Source organism: Bradyrhizobium betae, from assembly GCF_050632175.1.
Lineage (GTDB): Bacteria > Pseudomonadota > Alphaproteobacteria > Rhizobiales > Xanthobacteraceae > Bradyrhizobium > Bradyrhizobium betae_B.
This window is the reverse complement of sequence record NZ_CP192576.1, coordinates 2,143,969-2,159,980: the sequence shown is the minus strand read 5'-3', so window position 1 is coordinate 2,159,980 and position 16,012 is coordinate 2,143,969. Positions and strand designations below refer to the sequence as shown.

The window sequence follows — 16,012 nt, the reverse complement described above, 5'->3', positions numbered from 1 at the left end:
TCACCGCGCGCAGTCGACGATCACGGTGCCGAGCTTGTCGCCCTTTTCAACGGCGAGATGCGCCTGCGCCGTGTCCGATAGCGCGAACTGCGCCGCGATAGCGTGAATGCGCCGACCTGCCGCAAGCCATTTCGAGATGTCGGCCTGCGCTGCGCCAAGCAGCGCCGGCGGCAGCGCGAACAGCACCAGCGCGCGGAGCGTAATGCACTTCTCCATCAGCTCGCGCATGGGCAGGGTTGGCGTGCGGTTGCCGTTGGTGGCGTAGACCGCGATGGTGGAATTCATCGCCATCAGCTTCAGCGTGGTTGCAATGTTGCCGCCGAAATCCACATCGACGACATGGTCGACGCCGCGTCCGCCGGTGAAGGCCATCGCCTTGGCGACGACGTCTTCATCCCTGTAGTTGACGACGAAATCGGCGCCCGCGCGCCGGGCATGTTCGCCCTTCATCGCCGAGCTGACGGTCGCGATCACCCGCGCGCCGCCCCATTTGGCGAGTTGCACGGCGTAGTGCCCGACCGCGCCGGCACCGCCGGTGACGAGCACCGTCTTGCCGACGATCGGGCCGTCCGCGAACAGCGAGCACCACGCCGTCATGGCGGGAATGCCGAGCGTCGCGCCTTCCGCAAAGGAGAGATGGTCCGGCAACGGCGTCACCAGTTGCTCGGCGAGCGCAATATACTCGGCCGCCGTGCCGAAGGCGCGGCCGTTGCGCTGGCCGTTGAACAGCCAGACGCGGTCGCCGGCCTTGAAGCGCGTCACGCCATCGCCGACCTGATCGACGAAACCCGCGCCGTCGCTATTGGGGATGACGCGCTCGTAATCCATCGCGCGATAGCTGCCGCCGCGCCGGCCGACATCGGCCGGATTGACGCCGGAGGCTTCCAGGCGAATGCGAACTTCGCCTGGGCCCGCGACCGGCGTCGCCATCTCACCATAGGTGAGAACGTCCGCCGCCGGTCCTGTTTGCTCGTACCAGACCGCTCTCACAGCGTTCCGGGGAAGGCGCCGCCGTCGAGCAAGATGTTCTGACCGGTGATGAAGCCGGCCTTGGCGCCGCACAGGAAGGCGCAGGCATAGCCAAACTCGTCGGGCTGGCCGAACCGGCCGGCCGGGTTGAGCTTGGCGCGCTCGGCCAGGACCTGCTCGGGCGTCGTGCCCCGCTTGTCGGCCTCGCCCTTCGCGGTGCTCGTCAGACGATCGGTCTCGAACGGGCCCGGCAGCAGGCCGTTGATGGTGACGTTGTTGATCACGGTCTTGCGCGACAGGCCGGCAATGAAGCCGGTGAGGCCGGCGCGCGCGCCGTTGGAGAGGCCGAGGATGTCGATCGGCGCCTTCACCGCGGCCGAAGTGATGTTGACGATGCGGCCGAACTTGCGCGCCATCATGCCGTCCACGGTCGACTTGATCAGCTCGATCGGCGTGAGCATGTTGGCGTCGATCGCCTTGATCCAGTCGTCACGGGTCCAGTTGCGGAAATCGCCGGGCGGCGGACCGCCGGCATTGTTGATGAGAATGTCCGGCTCGGGGCAGGCCTTCAGTACGGCCTCGCGCCCTGCTGATGTCGTGATGTCGCCGACGATTTCGGTGACCTTCACGCCCGGATAGAGCTTCCGGATCTCGTCGGCCGTCTTCTTCAGAGCTTCGGCGCCGCGCGCGGTCAGCGTGACGTCAACGCCGGCTTCGGCCAGCGAGAAGGCGCAGGCGCGGCCGAGGCCCTTGCTGGATGCGCAGACGATGGCGCTGCGACCTTTGATCCCAAGATCCACTGTTTCACTCCCGTAATGTCAGGCAGGTTTTTCGAGGGCTGCACTCTAGCCAATCGTGGTGCCGCTGATAAGGGAGGGGCTCGCACCAAAATGCATGCGCGCCCGCGCGGCGATGCAAATGTGCCTGATCAGATGCGCCGCTCCTGCTTGAGGCGGTCGATGGCGGCGGCGGCTTCCGGCGGCAGTGTCTTGAAGCCCATCTGTCCCATGGCCGAGAACAGCGGCCGCAGATGCGAGCCGGCGAGAAATGGCGGCTGACGGTTGGCTGGCACGATCTGGTCGAACACCAGGACCAGCGTGGTGGCGACGAGGCCGACCCTGATGGCGCCGAGCGCAGCGCCTCCGAGCCGGTCGCCGATGCCGGCCTCGCGGACCGTGTCGTCCAGCACGAAGCGGCCGATATATCCCAGCAACATGCCGACGACCAGGAAGATGCCGAAGAACCAGATCCAGTTCTGGAGCAGCGGTGAATTCGGATCGCCGGCGATCTGCGGCACGATCATCGGCATCAGCGAAACCGCGATGGGGGCGGCAAGCAGATAGGCGAGGATGGTCATGGCGCTGCGGAGCAGGCCGGTCCGGAAGCCGAGCCCGACAGCGATGACGAGCGCCGCACAGACCGCGAGATCGAAGCTGTTCATGAGCGAGAGCCTGCCATGGAACGAAGGAACGTCCCAACGATCATTCCGGTTTCAGATCGCTAAAATCGTCTGTATTGATAGCCGCAAAGTTCTACGGACTGCGCCCAAGCAAGGCGTAAAGCAAGCGTCAAGGAAACCGTCATGTCAGACCTATTCGACGTCAGTCAAGAAACCATCCTCGTCACCGGCGCAAGCCAGGGACTGGGGCGGAAATTTGCCCGGGTTCTGGCAGCCAACGGCGCGGCCGTCGTGCTTGCGGCGCGGCAAACCGACAAGTTGAAGAGTCTTGAACAGGAAATCCGCGGCGAGGGCGGCCGCGCCGCGGCAGTCGCGCTCGACGTCACCGATATCGCTTCGATCGCCGGGGCGGTCGATGCGGCCGAAGCCGCGCTCGGTCCGATCACCGTGCTGATCAACAATGCCGGCATCGCCATCGAGAAGCTAGCGATCGAGCAGACCGAATCCGACTGGGACGCGGTGATCGGCGCCAATCTGAAGGGCGCCTATTTTCTCGCGACCGAGGTTGCGCGGCGCATGATCGCGCGCAAGCAGGAGGGCAACATCGTCAACATCGCCTCCGTGCTCGGCACCGGCGTGTTGAAGGCGGTGTCGCCTTACGCGATCTCCAAGGCCGGCATCATCCAGGCGACCAAAGCGATGGCGCTGGAGCTCGCCGGGCAGAACATCCGTATCAACGCGCTTGCGCCCGGCTATATCGACACGGAAATGAACCACGCGTTCTGGTCGACACCGCCGGGCGAGCGCCTGGCCAAGCGCATCCCGCAACGCCGCGTCGGCGCCGAGTCCGATCTCGACGGCGCCATCCTGCTGCTGGCCTCGAAGGCGTCGCGCTACATGACGGGGAGCGTGATCACCGTCGATGGTGGCTTCCTGCTGAATTGAGCGCAACTGTCGTCCCGGGGCGCGCGCAGCGCGAGCCCGGGACCCATAACCACAGGGAGCAATTTGGCGAAGACTCGGAGTGACCATCTCGCGCCGCAACTACTCCATGTGGCTATGGATCCCCGCTTTCGCGGGGATGACAACGGAGGATGATGCGACAGCTTCATGCTACCGCATCTCCGTCCTGATCATGTCCGCCGCCTTCTCCCCGATCATGATGGTCGGCGCGTTGGTGTTGCCGCCGATCAGCGTCGGCATGATCGAGGCGTCGACGACGCGCAAGCCTTCGACGCCGTGCACCTTCAGCTTCGGGTCGACCACGGCCATCGCATCCGTGCCCATCTTGCAGGTGCCGACAGGGTGATAGACGGTGTCGACGCGGTTGCGCAGCACGGCGCGGATGTCGTCGTCGGTGCGGACATCGGACGTGAACATGTCCTTCTTCTGCAACGCGCGCATCGCAGGCGTCTCCATCAGCCGCCGCGTGGTCTTGAAGCCCGCGACCATCGTCTCGAGATCGGCTTCCTCGCCCAGAAAGTTCGGATCGATCATCGGTGCAGCGAACGGATCGGCGCTCTTCAGCCAGACGCTGCCGCGGCTCTTCGGCCTGAGCAGGCAGACATGACATGAGAAGCCTGCTTCCTTGTGTTTCTTGCGGCCATGGTCGTCGAGCATGGCGATGATGAAGTGCAGCTGAATATCGGGCACGTCGAGATCGGGGCTGGTCTTCAGGAAGCCGCCGCACTCGGCGAAATTGGTGGTCATCAGGCCGCGCCGCTTGCTGCGGTATTGCTGGATGGCGCGGAGCAGGGACGGCAATCGGCCGAGCGAGGCGTGAACGAAGTGCGGATAGTCCGAGGCGTAGACGAATACGAAATCCGGATGGTCCTGCAGATTGCGCCCGACCCCCGGCGAGATGATGCACGACGCCGATGCCGTGGGCGCCAAGCGCCTCGCCATCGCCGATGCCCGACAGCATCAGGAGCTGAGGTGACTGGAAGGCGCCGCCGGCGAGAATCACCTCGCGGCGCGCGCGCAACTGCCTCGTCTGCTTGCCCTGCAGATATTCGATGCCGACCGCGCGCCCGCCTTCGAACAGGATCTTCGTGGCATGCGCGCCCGTCTCGACCCGCAGATTCGCGCGCTTGTCGATGTGGGGCTGCAGATAGGCGCGCGCCGCGCTCCAGCGCTCGCCATTGTGCTGGGTTACCTGATAGCTGCCGAGGCCTTCGTGGTCCTCGCCGTTGAAGTCCTCGCGGATGCGGAACTGCGCCTCGCGCGCGGCCTGATGGAAGACGTCATGGATCGGATTGTCCGAGCGCAGTCTGTTGACATGCAGCGGGCCGCCCTTGCCATGATAGTCGCCGTCGAAATCGGCGTTGTTCTCCGACCGCTTGAAATAGGGCAGCACGTCGGCATACGACCAGCCGGCATTGCCAAGCGAGGCCCAGTGGTCGTAGTCCCATTTGTTGCCGCGAATGTAGACCATGGCGTTGATCGCCGAGGAGCCGCCGAGGCCCTTGCCGCGCGGTTGATAGCCGATGCGGCCGTTCAATCCTTTCTGCGGCACGGTATCGAAGGCCCAGTTGGCCGCGCTGTAGGGCAAGGCGAGCCCGAACGGCGTGGTGATCCGCCAATTGTCGTTCCGTCCGCCGGCATCGAGCAGCGCCACGGATGTCCCTGCATCCTCCGACAGCCGCCCCGCCACCGCGCAGCCGCCCGAGCCCGCGCCCACGACGACGAAATCGAATGTGTCAGTCACTGATATTTCCCCCATTGTATTTTCTTCTCGTCATTGCGAGCGCAGCGAAGCAATCCAGAATTCCTCCGCGGAGACAGTCTGGGATTGCTTCGCTGCGCTCGCAATGACGGGTGTTGAGACTTACGACATGAACCGCATCAGCTTCTCCAGCCGCGCGATCTTGCCGCCATAGGGCGGATAGAGGTCGGCGAGGCGGTTGAACTTCGAGCGATAGAACACCGGCTTCAGCTTGCTGAAGGTGCGAAAACCCCATTCGCCGTGATAGGCACCGGTGCCGGATGCGCCGACGCCGCCCATCGGCTGGTTGGCCTGCGCGAAGTGGAACAGGCAGTCGTTGACGGTGACCCCGCCGGAGACGGTGCGCGCCAGCACCTCGTCGCGCGCGGCATTGTCCTTGCCGAACCAGTACAGCGCCAGCGGCCGGTCGCGGGCGTTGACGAAGGCGATCGCGTCGGCCGGCGAGCGCGTGCCGAGCACCGGCAGCAAGGGGCCGAAGATTTCCTCCTGCATCACCGCCATGTCTGCGGTCGCACCGACGATCAGCGTCGGCGGAAATTTGCGATGCGCCTTCCAGTTGGGATCGTCGGCCTTCGCCGGCTGCAGGATCTTGGCGCCGCGCTGAGCCGCATCGGCGACGAGGCCTTCCAGGCGCGCGTAATGCCGGTCGGAAATGATCGAGGTGTAGTCCTTGTTGGCGGGATCGGTGCCGAACATGCGCCGCATCTGCGCGCGCACCTTCTCGGCGAAGGCCTGCAGTGCGCGCTCCGGCACCAGCACGTAATCGGGCGCGATGCAGGTCTGCCCGGCATTGAGCAGCTTGCCATAGGCGATGCGCTCGGCCGCCTCGTCGAGATCGGCGGAGGGATCGATGATCGCGGGCGACTCGCCGCCGAGCTCGAGCGTGACAGGCGTCAGATTGCGCCCCGCGGCTTCCGCGACCAGCCGCCCGACCCGCGTCGAACCGGTGAAGACGAGATGATCGAACGGCAGCGAGGCAAAAGCCTTTGCGATCTCGTCCTCGACGCCGGTGACGAGCAGCTCTGTCGCCTCGAACCTCGCCGCGACCGTCTCCTTCAGCAGACCGGCGAAGTGCGGCGCGAGCTCGCTCGGCTTGATGATGACACGGTTGCCGGCGGCGAGCGCGCCGATCGCGGGCGCCAGCGTGAGCTGGAGCGGATAATTCCAGGGCGCGATGATGCCGACCACGCCGAGCGGCTGCGGCATCAGCCGGTTGCGCGCGGGCAGGAATTGCAGCGCGGTGGCGATGCGCTGCGGCGCCATCCAGTTCTTCAGGTGCTTCGTGGCGTGCCGGATCTCGCCATAGACCATCATGGTCTCGGCAATGGTGGTCTCGACCGCCGAGCGGTGGCCGAAATCGGCCGAGATCGCCTGCCGGAAGCGCTCCTCGTTGTCGGCGACCACGGCGCGCAGCCGCGCCAGCCGGTCGAGCCGCTCGGCGAGGTCTGGCGCCGGCTCCGTCCGCGAGCGCAAGACCATGGCACGGAAGCCATCCTCAAGAGCTCGCGGCGGGACGCTCATTGGGGCTCGATCCAATGCATTGCCCACTGACAAGGCGTTGCTCCCTGACATGGCGTTTCCCTTCGCTTTTTGTTGCCGCAAGCTGGCCCTTTGTGGAACTTCTGGCAAGAGCCGGCCAAACCGGCCGGAATTTGGTCCCGCGGCTGTCATAAAGTCGAAAAAACGTCCGCGCAGCCCTTTCCAAAGCCAGCCCGGGTTGGTACATACCCCCGCACCCAATGGGCTTTGCCCGGGGTTGCCTTCCAAGGAAGCCTTTGGGACGGGACAAGCAAGCCGCGCGAACAGCGTCGGCCCTTCATCCACCGTCCCCGGCCTTTTCGCGAAGGCGTGCAATGGTTTAACGCGGGGTGGAGCAGCCCGGTAGCTCGTCAGGCTCATAACCTGAAGGTCATAGGTTCAAATCCTATCCCCGCAACCAATGTTTTCAATTGCTTGGTCGTCTGACCTTTTAGGCCGTCAGTTTTCTTAACCTGACGGCCTAAATAGCTTCCTCATAAAAAACAGTCTTCGGGTTGATCGAAGAGCGGCCATTAGCATTTTCAAAGGCCATGGAGACCAGCGCCGGTTTGACACACCTCGCGCGAAGGTCTGCTTCAGGTCAATTCGGCTCCGGCGCGGAAGCCGGCGCAAAGCGTGCGCACGACGTTGCGGGCCATTTTTTCGCTTGGCAGACCGGCCGCGACGGCGGCTGCCACATGAGCGGGGTGGACAAACACGGTGACTGCGTCGCGCGCAACGCCCGCCGCAGCCTCGATCAACTCGAATCTCGCCGCGCTTCTTTGCATCATCCAGAATGCGAGCGATGAGAGCAGTCATTGCTTGCGAGCGTCTGACCGACGGAGGTTACGATGAACCTCCCCGAGAATTGGCTTCAGCGCTTCGACGCGCCGGGCTGCATGCACGATCGTTCGTAACGCTCATGCCGGGCTCCATCGTCAATCCCACCGGATGAAGGGCCGAGAGCTGATGAGATGAATGACCGTCCTCCCCAGCGAGTGGATCGCTGGCAGGAGGACGGGTAAGCTGCCGATCGATTGCAGCGTGAGATCCTGGTCGAGATTGGCGTCGATGAAGGCACAGGCGCGCCGCACCCCACGTTGATCGCGACGACGAATATTTCTCGATGCTGCGCCAGCATCATCATGGGCAACCGGGATAGGCCTTGCGTTGCGCGCATGGTCCGGCGACGTCACTGAGGTCGGCCTCGGCCATTCGTGAGCCAAACGAATAAGTGCATGCCGATTTAGGCACCTAATCGCATGATCCTCCGTGCCCTATCTTACTGGGCAACAACGGAGGTCCGTCATGCGCATCGCACGGAGCGGGTCGCAGGCATCGGCAAGGGGCCCTGCCAAATATTGGCGCGTGCCCCCGAGACGTACACCACTCGACAAATAAGGATTTGCACGTGAAAAACATCGTTCTCAACAATGGCGTCGAAATGCCCATTCTGGGCTTTGGGGTCTTCCAGGTGACAGACCTCGCTGAATGCGAGCGCAGTGTGCGGGACGCGATAGACTCAGGGTATCGTTTGCTCGATACCGCGGCCTCTTACGGAAACGAACAGGCCGTCGGCAAGGCCATCCGCGAGCATGGCATCGACCGCAGGGAGTTGTTCGTCACCACCAAATTGTGGTTGGAAGACGCCAGCTATGAGGGCGCCAGGAAGGCATTCGAGCGGTCGCTCAACAAGCTCCAGCTCGACTATCTCGACCTCTATCTCATCCATCAGCCCTACGGCGATGTCTACGGCGCCTGGCGTGCGATGCAAGAGCTGTATGCCGCCGGCAAAATCCGCGCGATCGGCGTCAGCAATTTCTATCCCGACCGGATTGCGGATTTCGTCATTCACAACAAGATCACGCCGGCCGTGAACCAGATCGAGACCCATCCGTTCCATCAGCAGGCCGACGCCCAGAAGATCCTGCAGGAACTCAATGTGCAAATCGAATCATGGGGGCCATTTGCCGAGGGCAAGAACGATATCTTCAGAAATGAAATCCTTGCGGGCATTGCAAGGATGCATGGCAAGAGCATCGCCCAGGTCATTCTGCGCTGGCTCACTCAGCGCGGCGTGATCGCCATTCCCAAGTCGGTCCGCAAGGAACGAATGGCGGAAAACATCGCCATCTTTGATTTCGAGCTGGGCGATGGGGAGATGGCGCAGATCGCTACGCTTGACCGCAAAGCCAGCAGCTTTTTCGACCATCGAGATCCTGAAATGGTCAAATGGCTGGGCAATCGCAAGCTGGGCCTATGACCATGGAGGCGGCCTGGATGCCGCCCCGCCTCCACCGCATCAACTGATAAAGGCACAACGAGATATGGCTACAGATCGCATGTTGAAGATCGCGCGGCGCGCTTTCCTGGGAGCTGCGGGCGGCGTTGCTGCAACTCCGCTGCTCGGCGGATTTGGCCGGCGCGCGTCCGCGCAGACAGGTGCCCTCGAGGTCAGGACAATCGGGCGCCGCAAGCTCGGGTCACTCGAGGTTTCCAGCGTCGGCCTCGGCGTCCAGAACATGAGCCGGACCTACCAGACGACCATTCCCTCGCGCGCGGAAATGTTGAACATCATCCATGCTGCGTTTGATCGCGGCGTGACGTTCTTCGATGCGGCTGAGGCCTATGGGCCGCATGAGGTCGAGCGAATCCTCGGCGAGGGAGTGGCGCCGTTTCGTGACGATGTCGTCATCACCTCGAAGTTCGGCTGGGATATCGATCTCGAAACGGGCGAGCGGCGACCGGGCCTCAATAGCCGGCCTGAACATATCAAGCTCGCCGTCGAAGGCATGCTGAAGCGGCTGCGCACGGACAGGATAGATCTGTTGTATCAGCACCGCGTTGATCCGCAGGTGCCGATCGAGGATGTGGCGGGTGCAGTGAAGGACCTGATTGCGGCGGGCAAGGTGCGGCATTGGGGCCTGTCGGAGATGGGCTTGAAAACGCTGAGGCGCGCGCATGCGACGCTGCCTGTCACTGCCGTGCAGAGCGAATATTCGATGCTCTGGCGCGGGCCGGAGAAAGCCGTGCTTCCCTTGTGTGAGGAGTTGGGTATCGGGTTTGTCCCATGGAGCCCGTTGGGTGTAGGCTTCCTCACGGGGGCCATCGATGCGAGGACACGGTTTGCCGACGGCGACATTCGCGGGATCGAGACCAGGTTTTCACCCGAGAATCTTCCCAACAATATGAAGCTCGTCGCACTGATCAAAAGCTGGGTCGAACGCAAGCAGGCAAGGCCGTCCCAGATCGCCCTGGCTTGGCTGCTGGCTCAGAAGCCGTGGATCGTTCCCATCCCAGGCACGACCCAGATGCCGCATATGCTCGAGAATATCGGGGCGACGGCGGTTCAGTTGACGCCGAGCGAGATTGCCGAACTGAGCAAAGCGGTTGCGTCGATCGAGATAAGGGGGCGCGCCTTCCACCCGCCGTTCAGGCATTCTCCGAAGTCGAGGCTGCTCCAAAAACGTGACATCACTGAAAATGGCCCGCATCACGCGGGCCATTTGTTTAATGCTGGCGCGGGCGATTGCCTCAGTCCGGATAGCTCAGGATCATCTTCAACAATTTCGGAAACCGCGCGTTGATGTCGTCCTCGCGGACGACGTTGCGGTGCTGGACGCCCTGCTTCGAGGTCCGGATCAGGCCGGCCTCGCGCAGGATGCGGAAATGGTTCGACAGGGTCGACTTCGCCATGTCGGGGCAGGGCGCCGCCTCGGTGCACGACATGCAGGCGTTTTCCGCGACCAGGCTCTTGACGATGCGCCGCCGCATCGGATCCGCGAGGGCTGCGAGCACCCCGGCCAGCGTGATCTCGTCCCGCGATGGGTGAACGAACTGCACCATGCCTAAAATATAACACCTCCCTTGAACTCCTTCAATAGTTCACTAGTATTGAACTATTGAATATTGGCGGCCTCGCCGAACAACGGAGACATGCGATGACCAAGAGACTCCAAGGTAAAGTTGCGCTGGTGACCGGCGCGTCCAAAGGCATTGGTGCCGAAATCGCCGCCCGGCTCGCGGCCGAGGGCGCGGCGGTCGCCGTCAATTACAGCTCCAGCAAGGAGGCCGCCGACCGCGTGGTCGCCGCCATCGCTGCCAAGGGTGGCAAGGCCGTCGCGGTCCACGGCAACCTCGCCGACCCCAAGGACGCGAAGAACGTCGTCGCGGAGACCGTGAAGGCGCTCGGTGCGATCGACATCCTGGTCAACAACGCGGGCGTCTACGACTTCGCCCCGCTCGAGGCCATCACGCCCGAGCATTTTCACCGGCATTTCGACCTCAACGTGCTTGGCCTGCTGCTGGTCTCCGGCGAAGCGTCGAAGCACTTCAACCCCAATGGCGGCAGCATCATCAACATCAGCTCCGGTGTCTCGACCCTCGCGCCGCCGAACACCGCCGTCTACACCGCGACGAAGGCCTCGGTGGATGCGATCTCCGCCGTGCTGGCAAAGGAGCTGGCGCCGCGCAAGATCCGCGTCAACGCCGTCAATCCCGGCATGATCCAAACCGAAGGCGTCGTCTCGGCCGGCCTGCACGAAGGCGACATGCGAACCTGGATCGAATCCACCACCCCGCTCGGCCGCATCGGCAAGGTGGAGGAGATCGCCGCCGCGGTGGCTTTCTTCGCGTCGGATGACGCATCCTACGTCACCGGCGAGACGCTCCATGTCACCGGCGGCCTGCGCTGACGGCCTGCGTGATTGGACTTTACCGTCCCGATGAGAAAATGGCCCGCATCACGCGGGCCATTTTGCTTTGACCGGGCGCAGCAGAGAGAAGGTCTGGCGCAGATCGTTACTTCTGCTGAATGCGACCGAGGTAATCGACGACAGCCAGGATGCGTTTTCGCACGACGACTTCGGGGTTCTGCTCAGGCCCCGCCATCTTCCAATAGGAGGGATCGACATAATGGGGCAAGTTGACGATGGGATTGAATCGGTCGCCCCAAATCGGCATTTCACGAATGCCGTGCGCGGGAGGTAGTTTCGATCCGTCGATGGCCTTGTAGACAGCGTCCGCGGGAAAGACGCCGTTGTTGTTCCTGGCCAGCATGGTCAGGTCGGGAGGCGCTATCCTGAGTTGGTCGCTGACCGGTCCTTTGCCCCTTGCGTCGGCACCGTGACAACTCGCGCACGAGGATTGAAACTCTCCTTTGCCGACGTCGAGGTCTTCAGCCTGGGCGACAACGGCGAACCCGGCGGTCAGGCCGGAAATCATCAACCATTTCACGCCGTATTTGACCATCTCGCGCTCCGACGCCGTCTGGAAAGACCCCAATGGTAGCGGCTTGGCTCTCCGGCAGATTGACTCACGTCAAGACGCGCGCCACGTTTCGAATTACGCAGGCGATCGCCTCGATCAGATCGTCTGTAAGCATGGGTTTGACGTCGCTTGGTCCGGATCCGCGCGGCGGTGACTGCTATTGGAGGCTCCGAATGCGATCGGCGGAGAATGGCGTTCGCTTTGCAGTCGTTCCGGCAAGGAGAACCGAACTGGCTCATCTCCGCACGCCGCTGACGCTTCTTCTGACGTCACTGGGCGTCATTGCCACGGTGTGGTGGTGGCTTGGCATGTCCGTGGATCTGGTACGCGCACCGATCGATCCGAACGACAAGGTGCAATGCATATCATACGCTCCTTTCCGCAATCATCAGACGTCGCTGTCGCCGGCGACGCAGGTGTCTCGGGAGCAAATCGCGGAGGACCTGGCGCAGCTTGCCAGGATCTCCGACTGCATCCGCACCTACGCAACCGATCTTGGCCTCGATCAAATTCCCGGCCTTGCAGCGCAGGCTGGCCTCAAGGTCATACAGGGCATCTTCCTCGACAAGAACAGGCAGAAGAACCAGACGCAGATAGCGACGGCCGTGCGCCTCGCCAGGGAATATCCCGAAACGATCATCGCGCTCGTCGTCGGCAACGAGACACTCTTGCGCAAGGACATAACGGCTTCCGACCTGGCCGCGACGATCCGCTCTGTCAAGGCGCAGGTCGCCGTTCCCGTGACTTATGCCGACGTCTGGGAGTTCTGGCTCGACAATCGCGAACTCTACGATGCCGTCGATTTCGTCACGATTCACATCCTGCCATATTGGGAAAACGAGCCCGTCCGGGCGGAGTTGGCGGCCGCTCACGTCGACACGATCCGTCGTCGGGTCGCAGCGGCCTTTCCGGGCAAGGAAATCCTGATCGGAGAAATCGGCTGGCCGAGTGAAGGGCGCATGCGTCAATCGGCGCTGCCGTCGCGCGTCAATCAGGCCCGGGTCGTTTCGGAGATTCTCGACCTTGCCCGGCGCGAGAACTTTCGCGTCAATTTGTTCGAGGCCTATGATGAGTCGTGGAAGCGCGAGATCGAAGGCACGATCGGCGGCTACTGGGGCCTGTTCGATTCCGTGCAGCGTACGCTGAAATATCCGGCGGGTACCCCGATCAGCAATTTTCCGTCCTGGAAATTGCAGATGTGCAGCGGATTGGTGTTGGCGATCCTGGTGTTCGGCGCCGCATGGCTGAGCTCACGCCGGACGCTATGGCAACCCACGCTGGCCTCATGGCTTGCAGTTTGGATATCGGCGACAACGGCCGGAATCCTGTTGGGGGTGGCTGCCCAGAAGATGCTCTATGAAAGCTACGGAATAGTCGGCTGGCTCCAGTGGGGTTCACTTCTGCTGGCGGCGACCGCGTCGCCCGTTTTCGGTGCGATTGCGCTGATATCGGGGCGCCCGTTGCCCAGTTTTCTGGAAGTGCTGGGTCCTGAGGGTTACCGCACCGAGTCCGCGCTGGTGACCATGCACGGACTGGCGTGGATCGCGATTGTCGTGATCGGCACCGGGACGGCGATCGGTCTCGTGTTCGACCCCCGCTTCATTGATTTTCCTTTTGCGGCCCTCACCATGGCGGTGATCCCCTCTGCCGCCATGGCGGTTCTCAATTCCAGTAAAAAGGAAGCCCGTCCGCTCGCTGAGTCGATGTTTGCCGGTGTCTTCTTGATGGCGGCGATCTATGTGGGGATCAACGAGGGGCCGGCCAACTGGCAGTCGCTATGGACCTGCGCTGCCTACGTGCTGCTTGCCGGCACGCTGTGGCGGACGCGGGCATGAGCATGGGACTTTGCGAAAATGGCCACATTGCGCGAGCCCGCCATTCATGAGGAAAACTAATAAGTATATGCCGATGTCAACGTCTAATCGCATGATCCGCCGCAGCGTATGGTCCTGTTCAACCATGGAGATCCATCATGCGCATCACACGAAGCGGGGCGCAGGCTTCGGCGAGAGGCCCTGCCGAATATTTCACCGGGACCGTGCGGATCGACGCGCCGTTCGCCGGTGAAGATCCCGCGCGCATCGGCGGCGCGACCGTCACGTTCGAACCGGGCGCCCGCACGGCCTGGCACACCCACCCGCTCGGCCAGACGCTGATCGTGACGTCGGGGCTCGGCTGGGTGCAGCGGGAGGGCGGCCCGATCGAGGAGATCAGGCCGGGAGACATCGTCTGGTTCGCGCCGGCGGAAAAGCACTGGCACGGCGCCACGCCCGCGACCGCGATGACGCATATCGCCGTCGCCGAAAAGCTGAACGGCAGTCCCGTCGACTGGCTGGAGAAGGTGACCGACGCGCAATACGCGGCCGGCGCTCCGGCAAGCCGGTCATAGCGACGTCAACCAGGAGAGACCGCATCATGCTCGCAACAGTCTTGCACGGCCCCCGCGACATCCGTTGCGAACAGGTGCCGGAGCCGAAAATCCTCAAGCCCACGGACGCCATCATCCGCCTGGCCGCCACGTGCATCTGCGGCTCCGATCTCTGGCCGTACCGCGGCTTGAACGAAACGACCTGGCCCCAGGCCATGGGCCACGAATATTGCGGCATCGTCGAGCAAGTCGGCAGCGCGGTCAAAACCGTGCGCCCGGGGCAGTTCGTCGTCGGATCGTTCTGCCTGTCCGACAACACGTGTCCCCATTGCCGGTTCGGTTTCCAATCGTCCTGCGAGCAGCGCGAGTTCATGACGGGCGCGCAGGCTCCGCTGGCGCGAGTCCCCCTGGCCGACGGCAGCCTCGTTGCGACGGCCGAACTGCCGCCGGCCGATCTGATCCCCAGCCTGCTGGCGACGTCGGACGTGCTCGGCACCGGCTGGTATGCGGCCGACGCGGCGCGCGTGCAGCCGGGATCGACCGTCGCCGTCGTTGGCGACGGCGCCGTGGGCTTGATGGGCGTGCTCGCCGCCAGTCAGATGGGTGCAGCCCGCATCATCGCGATGAGCCGCCACAAGAAGCGCCAGGAGCTCGCGCTCGAATACGGCGCGACCGACATCGTGTCGGAGCGCGGCGAGGAGGGCATCGCAAGGATCAAGCAGCTGACCCAGAACGTCGGCGCCGATTCGGTCCTGGAATGCGTCGGCACAAGGGAATCGATGGATCAGGCGCTCGCATGCGCGCGGCCGGGTTCGATGATCGGCTATGTCGGCGTCCCGCATGGCGTGACCTTCGACGGGCAGCAGCTGTTCTTCTCGCAACGCGGCCTGATGGGCGGACCGGCTCCGGTGCGCAGATTCCTGCCGCACCTGTTGGACCTCGTGCTCCAGCGCAAGATCGATCCCGGCAAGGTGTTCGACCTCGAACTGCCGCTCGCCGACGTCGCCGAAGGCTACCGCGCGATGGACGAGCGGCGCGCCGTCAAGGTGCTGCTGCGCCTGTGATGGCGGGACGGCGGAAAGTGTGTTGGGCAGGCGAGGTGCCTGCTTGAAACGCGATCCGCCCCGGCATCATCATGACCTCGCTTGCCAAGGATGAGCTCGCAGGACCCTGGGCTGCTACCGGCTCCCATGAAGAACGGCCCGCCTCGCGCGGGCCGTTTTTGCCTGGCGATCCGAAGTCCTCACAATCCGGTATCGCCTTCCTGCCAAGGTCAGGATCTGTGCGGGCACACCATCGTCAGATTGAGCAGGGTCGGCTTGTCCGAGCCCTTCTTGTACTCCCATTCCAGCCGGATCTCGTGCCGGTGGGCATAGGCATCGCTGGCCGCGTGGGTGATGATGTTCGTCTTCATCGGGATCGGCGGCTCGGAATTGAAGCATTTCCGGACACAGGCATCGAGCAGATCGCACCGCGTCAGCGGTATGACGCCGGGCTCATCCCTGGAGAGCGGGACCGTGTTCGGCTGGGTGGCGAGGTCGAGGCGGGCCCGGCCCTTCTCTTTGTGCCAGTACTTGGCGCTGCCCTGCGGCCACCTCGAGGCCGGCGTCAGAATCAGATGGTACTGGCCGTATTCGAGGGTTGGCAGGTCGATGTCGTCCGACGCCTTGAGCTTGGCCACGCTCTTTTTCATGTTGGCCAAAGGGTAGTAGTTGCTGTTCATCAAGTCTCTAAATGACTTGCCGCTGTAAGTTGCCGCGCCCAT

The 16,012-nt window shown here is 63.3% G+C and carries 14 protein-coding genes, 1 tRNA gene and 2 pseudogenes; 8 read left to right on the top strand and 9 right to left on the bottom strand.

Annotation, left to right across the window (positions count from 1 at the left end):
• From ACQ86E_RS10580 to ACQ86E_RS10570, 3 genes are all read right to left on the bottom strand, one after another.
• A complete protein-coding gene (locus tag ACQ86E_RS10580; protein ID WP_431205334.1) occupies window positions 1-990 on the bottom strand; it encodes an NADPH:quinone reductase in 990 nt (329 codons plus the stop codon).
• Window positions 987-1,769: an SDR family oxidoreductase gene (locus ACQ86E_RS10575; RefSeq protein WP_431205333.1), complete on the bottom strand. Its 783-nt coding sequence runs from the start codon at window positions 1,767-1,769 to the stop codon at window positions 987-989. Before ACQ86E_RS10575 ends, ACQ86E_RS10580 begins: the two co-directional genes overlap by 4 nt.
• Window positions 1,770-1,897: 128 nt before the next feature.
• A complete protein-coding gene (locus tag ACQ86E_RS10570) occupies window positions 1,898-2,410 on the bottom strand; it encodes a CvpA family protein (RefSeq protein ID WP_431205332.1) in 513 nt (170 codons plus the stop codon).
• 141 nt (window positions 2,411-2,551) lie between these two features.
• On the opposite strand from ACQ86E_RS10570, the gene ACQ86E_RS10565 reads away from it, so the two are divergent.
• Window positions 2,552-3,313 carry an SDR family oxidoreductase gene (locus tag ACQ86E_RS10565; protein ID WP_431205331.1) on the top strand — a complete coding sequence of 254 codons (762 nt, stop codon included), beginning with the start codon at window positions 2,552-2,554 and terminating at the stop codon, window positions 3,311-3,313.
• Window positions 3,314-3,481: 168 nt separating this feature from the next.
• Here ACQ86E_RS10565 and ACQ86E_RS10560 read toward each other — a convergent pair.
• Window positions 3,482-5,075 (bottom strand): annotated as a pseudogene (locus ACQ86E_RS10560) (GMC family oxidoreductase).
• Between the two features lie 120 nt (window positions 5,076-5,195).
• Complete coding sequence (locus tag ACQ86E_RS10555; protein WP_431205330.1) at window positions 5,196-6,614, bottom strand: coniferyl aldehyde dehydrogenase; 1,419 nt, start codon at window positions 6,612-6,614, stop codon at window positions 5,196-5,198.
• Between the two features lie 341 nt (window positions 6,615-6,955).
• On the opposite strand from ACQ86E_RS10555, the gene ACQ86E_RS10550 reads away from it, so the two are divergent.
• Window positions 6,956-7,032, top strand: a tRNA-Met gene (locus tag ACQ86E_RS10550).
• A 175-nt stretch (window positions 7,033-7,207) separates the two neighbouring features.
• On the opposite strand, the gene ACQ86E_RS10545 is transcribed toward ACQ86E_RS10550, so the two are convergent.
• Window positions 7,208-7,372 carry a hypothetical protein gene (locus tag ACQ86E_RS10545; RefSeq protein WP_431205329.1) on the bottom strand — a complete coding sequence of 55 codons (165 nt, stop codon included), beginning with the start codon at window positions 7,370-7,372 and terminating at the stop codon, window positions 7,208-7,210.
• 650 nt (window positions 7,373-8,022) lie between these two features.
• Here ACQ86E_RS10545 and ACQ86E_RS10540 point away from each other — a divergent pair.
• Together ACQ86E_RS10540 and ACQ86E_RS10535 are read left to right on the top strand one after the other, a co-directional pair.
• Complete coding sequence (locus tag ACQ86E_RS10540; protein WP_431205328.1) at window positions 8,023-8,874, top strand: aldo/keto reductase; 852 nt, start codon at window positions 8,023-8,025, stop codon at window positions 8,872-8,874.
• Window positions 8,875-8,938: 64 nt separating this feature from the next.
• Window positions 8,939-10,083, top strand: a pseudogene (locus ACQ86E_RS10535) (aldo/keto reductase).
• Window positions 10,084-10,145: 62 nt separating this feature from the next.
• Here ACQ86E_RS10535 and ACQ86E_RS10530 read toward each other — a convergent pair.
• Window positions 10,146-10,457: an ArsR/SmtB family transcription factor gene (locus tag ACQ86E_RS10530; protein WP_431205327.1), complete on the bottom strand. Its 312-nt coding sequence runs from the start codon at window positions 10,455-10,457 to the stop codon at window positions 10,146-10,148.
• A gap of 95 nt (window positions 10,458-10,552) precedes the next feature.
• On the opposite strand from ACQ86E_RS10530, the gene ACQ86E_RS10525 reads away from it, so the two are divergent.
• Window positions 10,553-11,305 carry an SDR family NAD(P)-dependent oxidoreductase gene (locus tag ACQ86E_RS10525; protein WP_431205326.1) on the top strand — a complete coding sequence of 251 codons (753 nt, stop codon included), beginning with the start codon at window positions 10,553-10,555 and terminating at the stop codon, window positions 11,303-11,305.
• 106 nt (window positions 11,306-11,411) lie between these two features.
• Here ACQ86E_RS10525 and ACQ86E_RS10520 read toward each other — a convergent pair whose 3' ends face one another.
• Window positions 11,412-11,861, bottom strand: coding sequence for a c-type cytochrome (locus ACQ86E_RS10520; RefSeq protein ID WP_431205325.1), 450 nt, complete (start codon window positions 11,859-11,861; stop codon window positions 11,412-11,414).
• A 191-nt stretch (window positions 11,862-12,052) separates the two neighbouring features.
• On the opposite strand from ACQ86E_RS10520, the gene ACQ86E_RS10515 reads away from it, so the two are divergent.
• The 3 genes from ACQ86E_RS10515 to ACQ86E_RS10505 all read left to right on the top strand — a co-directional run bounded on the left by ACQ86E_RS10515 (window position 12,053) and on the right by ACQ86E_RS10505 (window position 15,311).
• Window positions 12,053-13,714: a beta-(1-6) glucans synthase gene (locus ACQ86E_RS10515; protein ID WP_431205324.1), complete on the top strand. Its 1,662-nt coding sequence runs from the start codon at window positions 12,053-12,055 to the stop codon at window positions 13,712-13,714.
• 137 nt (window positions 13,715-13,851) lie between these two features.
• On the top strand, window positions 13,852-14,268 hold the full coding sequence (locus ACQ86E_RS10510) for a (R)-mandelonitrile lyase (protein WP_431205323.1): 417 nt from the start codon (window positions 13,852-13,854) through the stop codon (window positions 14,266-14,268).
• A 26-nt stretch (window positions 14,269-14,294) separates the two neighbouring features.
• Complete coding sequence (locus ACQ86E_RS10505) at window positions 14,295-15,311, top strand: zinc-dependent alcohol dehydrogenase family protein (protein ID WP_431205322.1); 1,017 nt, start codon at window positions 14,295-14,297, stop codon at window positions 15,309-15,311.
• Window positions 15,312-15,520: 209 nt separating this feature from the next.
• Here the strand turns inward: ACQ86E_RS10505 and ACQ86E_RS10500 are convergent, their stop codons facing one another.
• Entirely contained in the window at window positions 15,521-16,012 is a 492-nt protein-coding gene (locus ACQ86E_RS10500; protein ID WP_431205321.1) for a hypothetical protein, read from the bottom strand.

Excerpts from the sequence above, each read along its gene's own strand:
- ACQ86E_RS10565 (WP_431205331.1), top strand. The coding sequence starts at position 2,552 with ATGTCAGACCTATTCGACGTCAGTCAAGAAACCATCCTCGTCACCGGC.
- ACQ86E_RS10505 (WP_431205322.1), top strand. The coding sequence starts at position 14,295 with ATGCTCGCAACAGTCTTGCACGGCCCCCGCGACATCCGTTGCGAACAG.
- ACQ86E_RS10500 (WP_431205321.1), bottom strand. The coding sequence starts at position 16,012 with ATGGGCGCGGCAACTTACAGCGGCAAGTCATTTAGAGACTTGATGAAC.
- ACQ86E_RS10530 (WP_431205327.1), bottom strand. The coding sequence starts at position 10,457 with ATGGTGCAGTTCGTTCACCCATCGCGGGACGAGATCACGCTGGCCGGG.
- ACQ86E_RS10570 (WP_431205332.1), bottom strand. The coding sequence starts at position 2,410 with ATGAACAGCTTCGATCTCGCGGTCTGTGCGGCGCTCGTCATCGCTGTC.
- ACQ86E_RS10515 (WP_431205324.1), top strand. The coding sequence starts at position 12,053 with ATGCGATCGGCGGAGAATGGCGTTCGCTTTGCAGTCGTTCCGGCAAGG.
- ACQ86E_RS10510 (WP_431205323.1), top strand. The coding sequence starts at position 13,852 with ATGCGCATCACACGAAGCGGGGCGCAGGCTTCGGCGAGAGGCCCTGCC.
- ACQ86E_RS10520 (WP_431205325.1), bottom strand. The coding sequence starts at position 11,861 with ATGGTCAAATACGGCGTGAAATGGTTGATGATTTCCGGCCTGACCGCC.
- ACQ86E_RS10555 (WP_431205330.1), bottom strand. The coding sequence starts at position 6,614 with ATGAGCGTCCCGCCGCGAGCTCTTGAGGATGGCTTCCGTGCCATGGTC.
- ACQ86E_RS10525 (WP_431205326.1), top strand. The coding sequence starts at position 10,553 with ATGACCAAGAGACTCCAAGGTAAAGTTGCGCTGGTGACCGGCGCGTCC.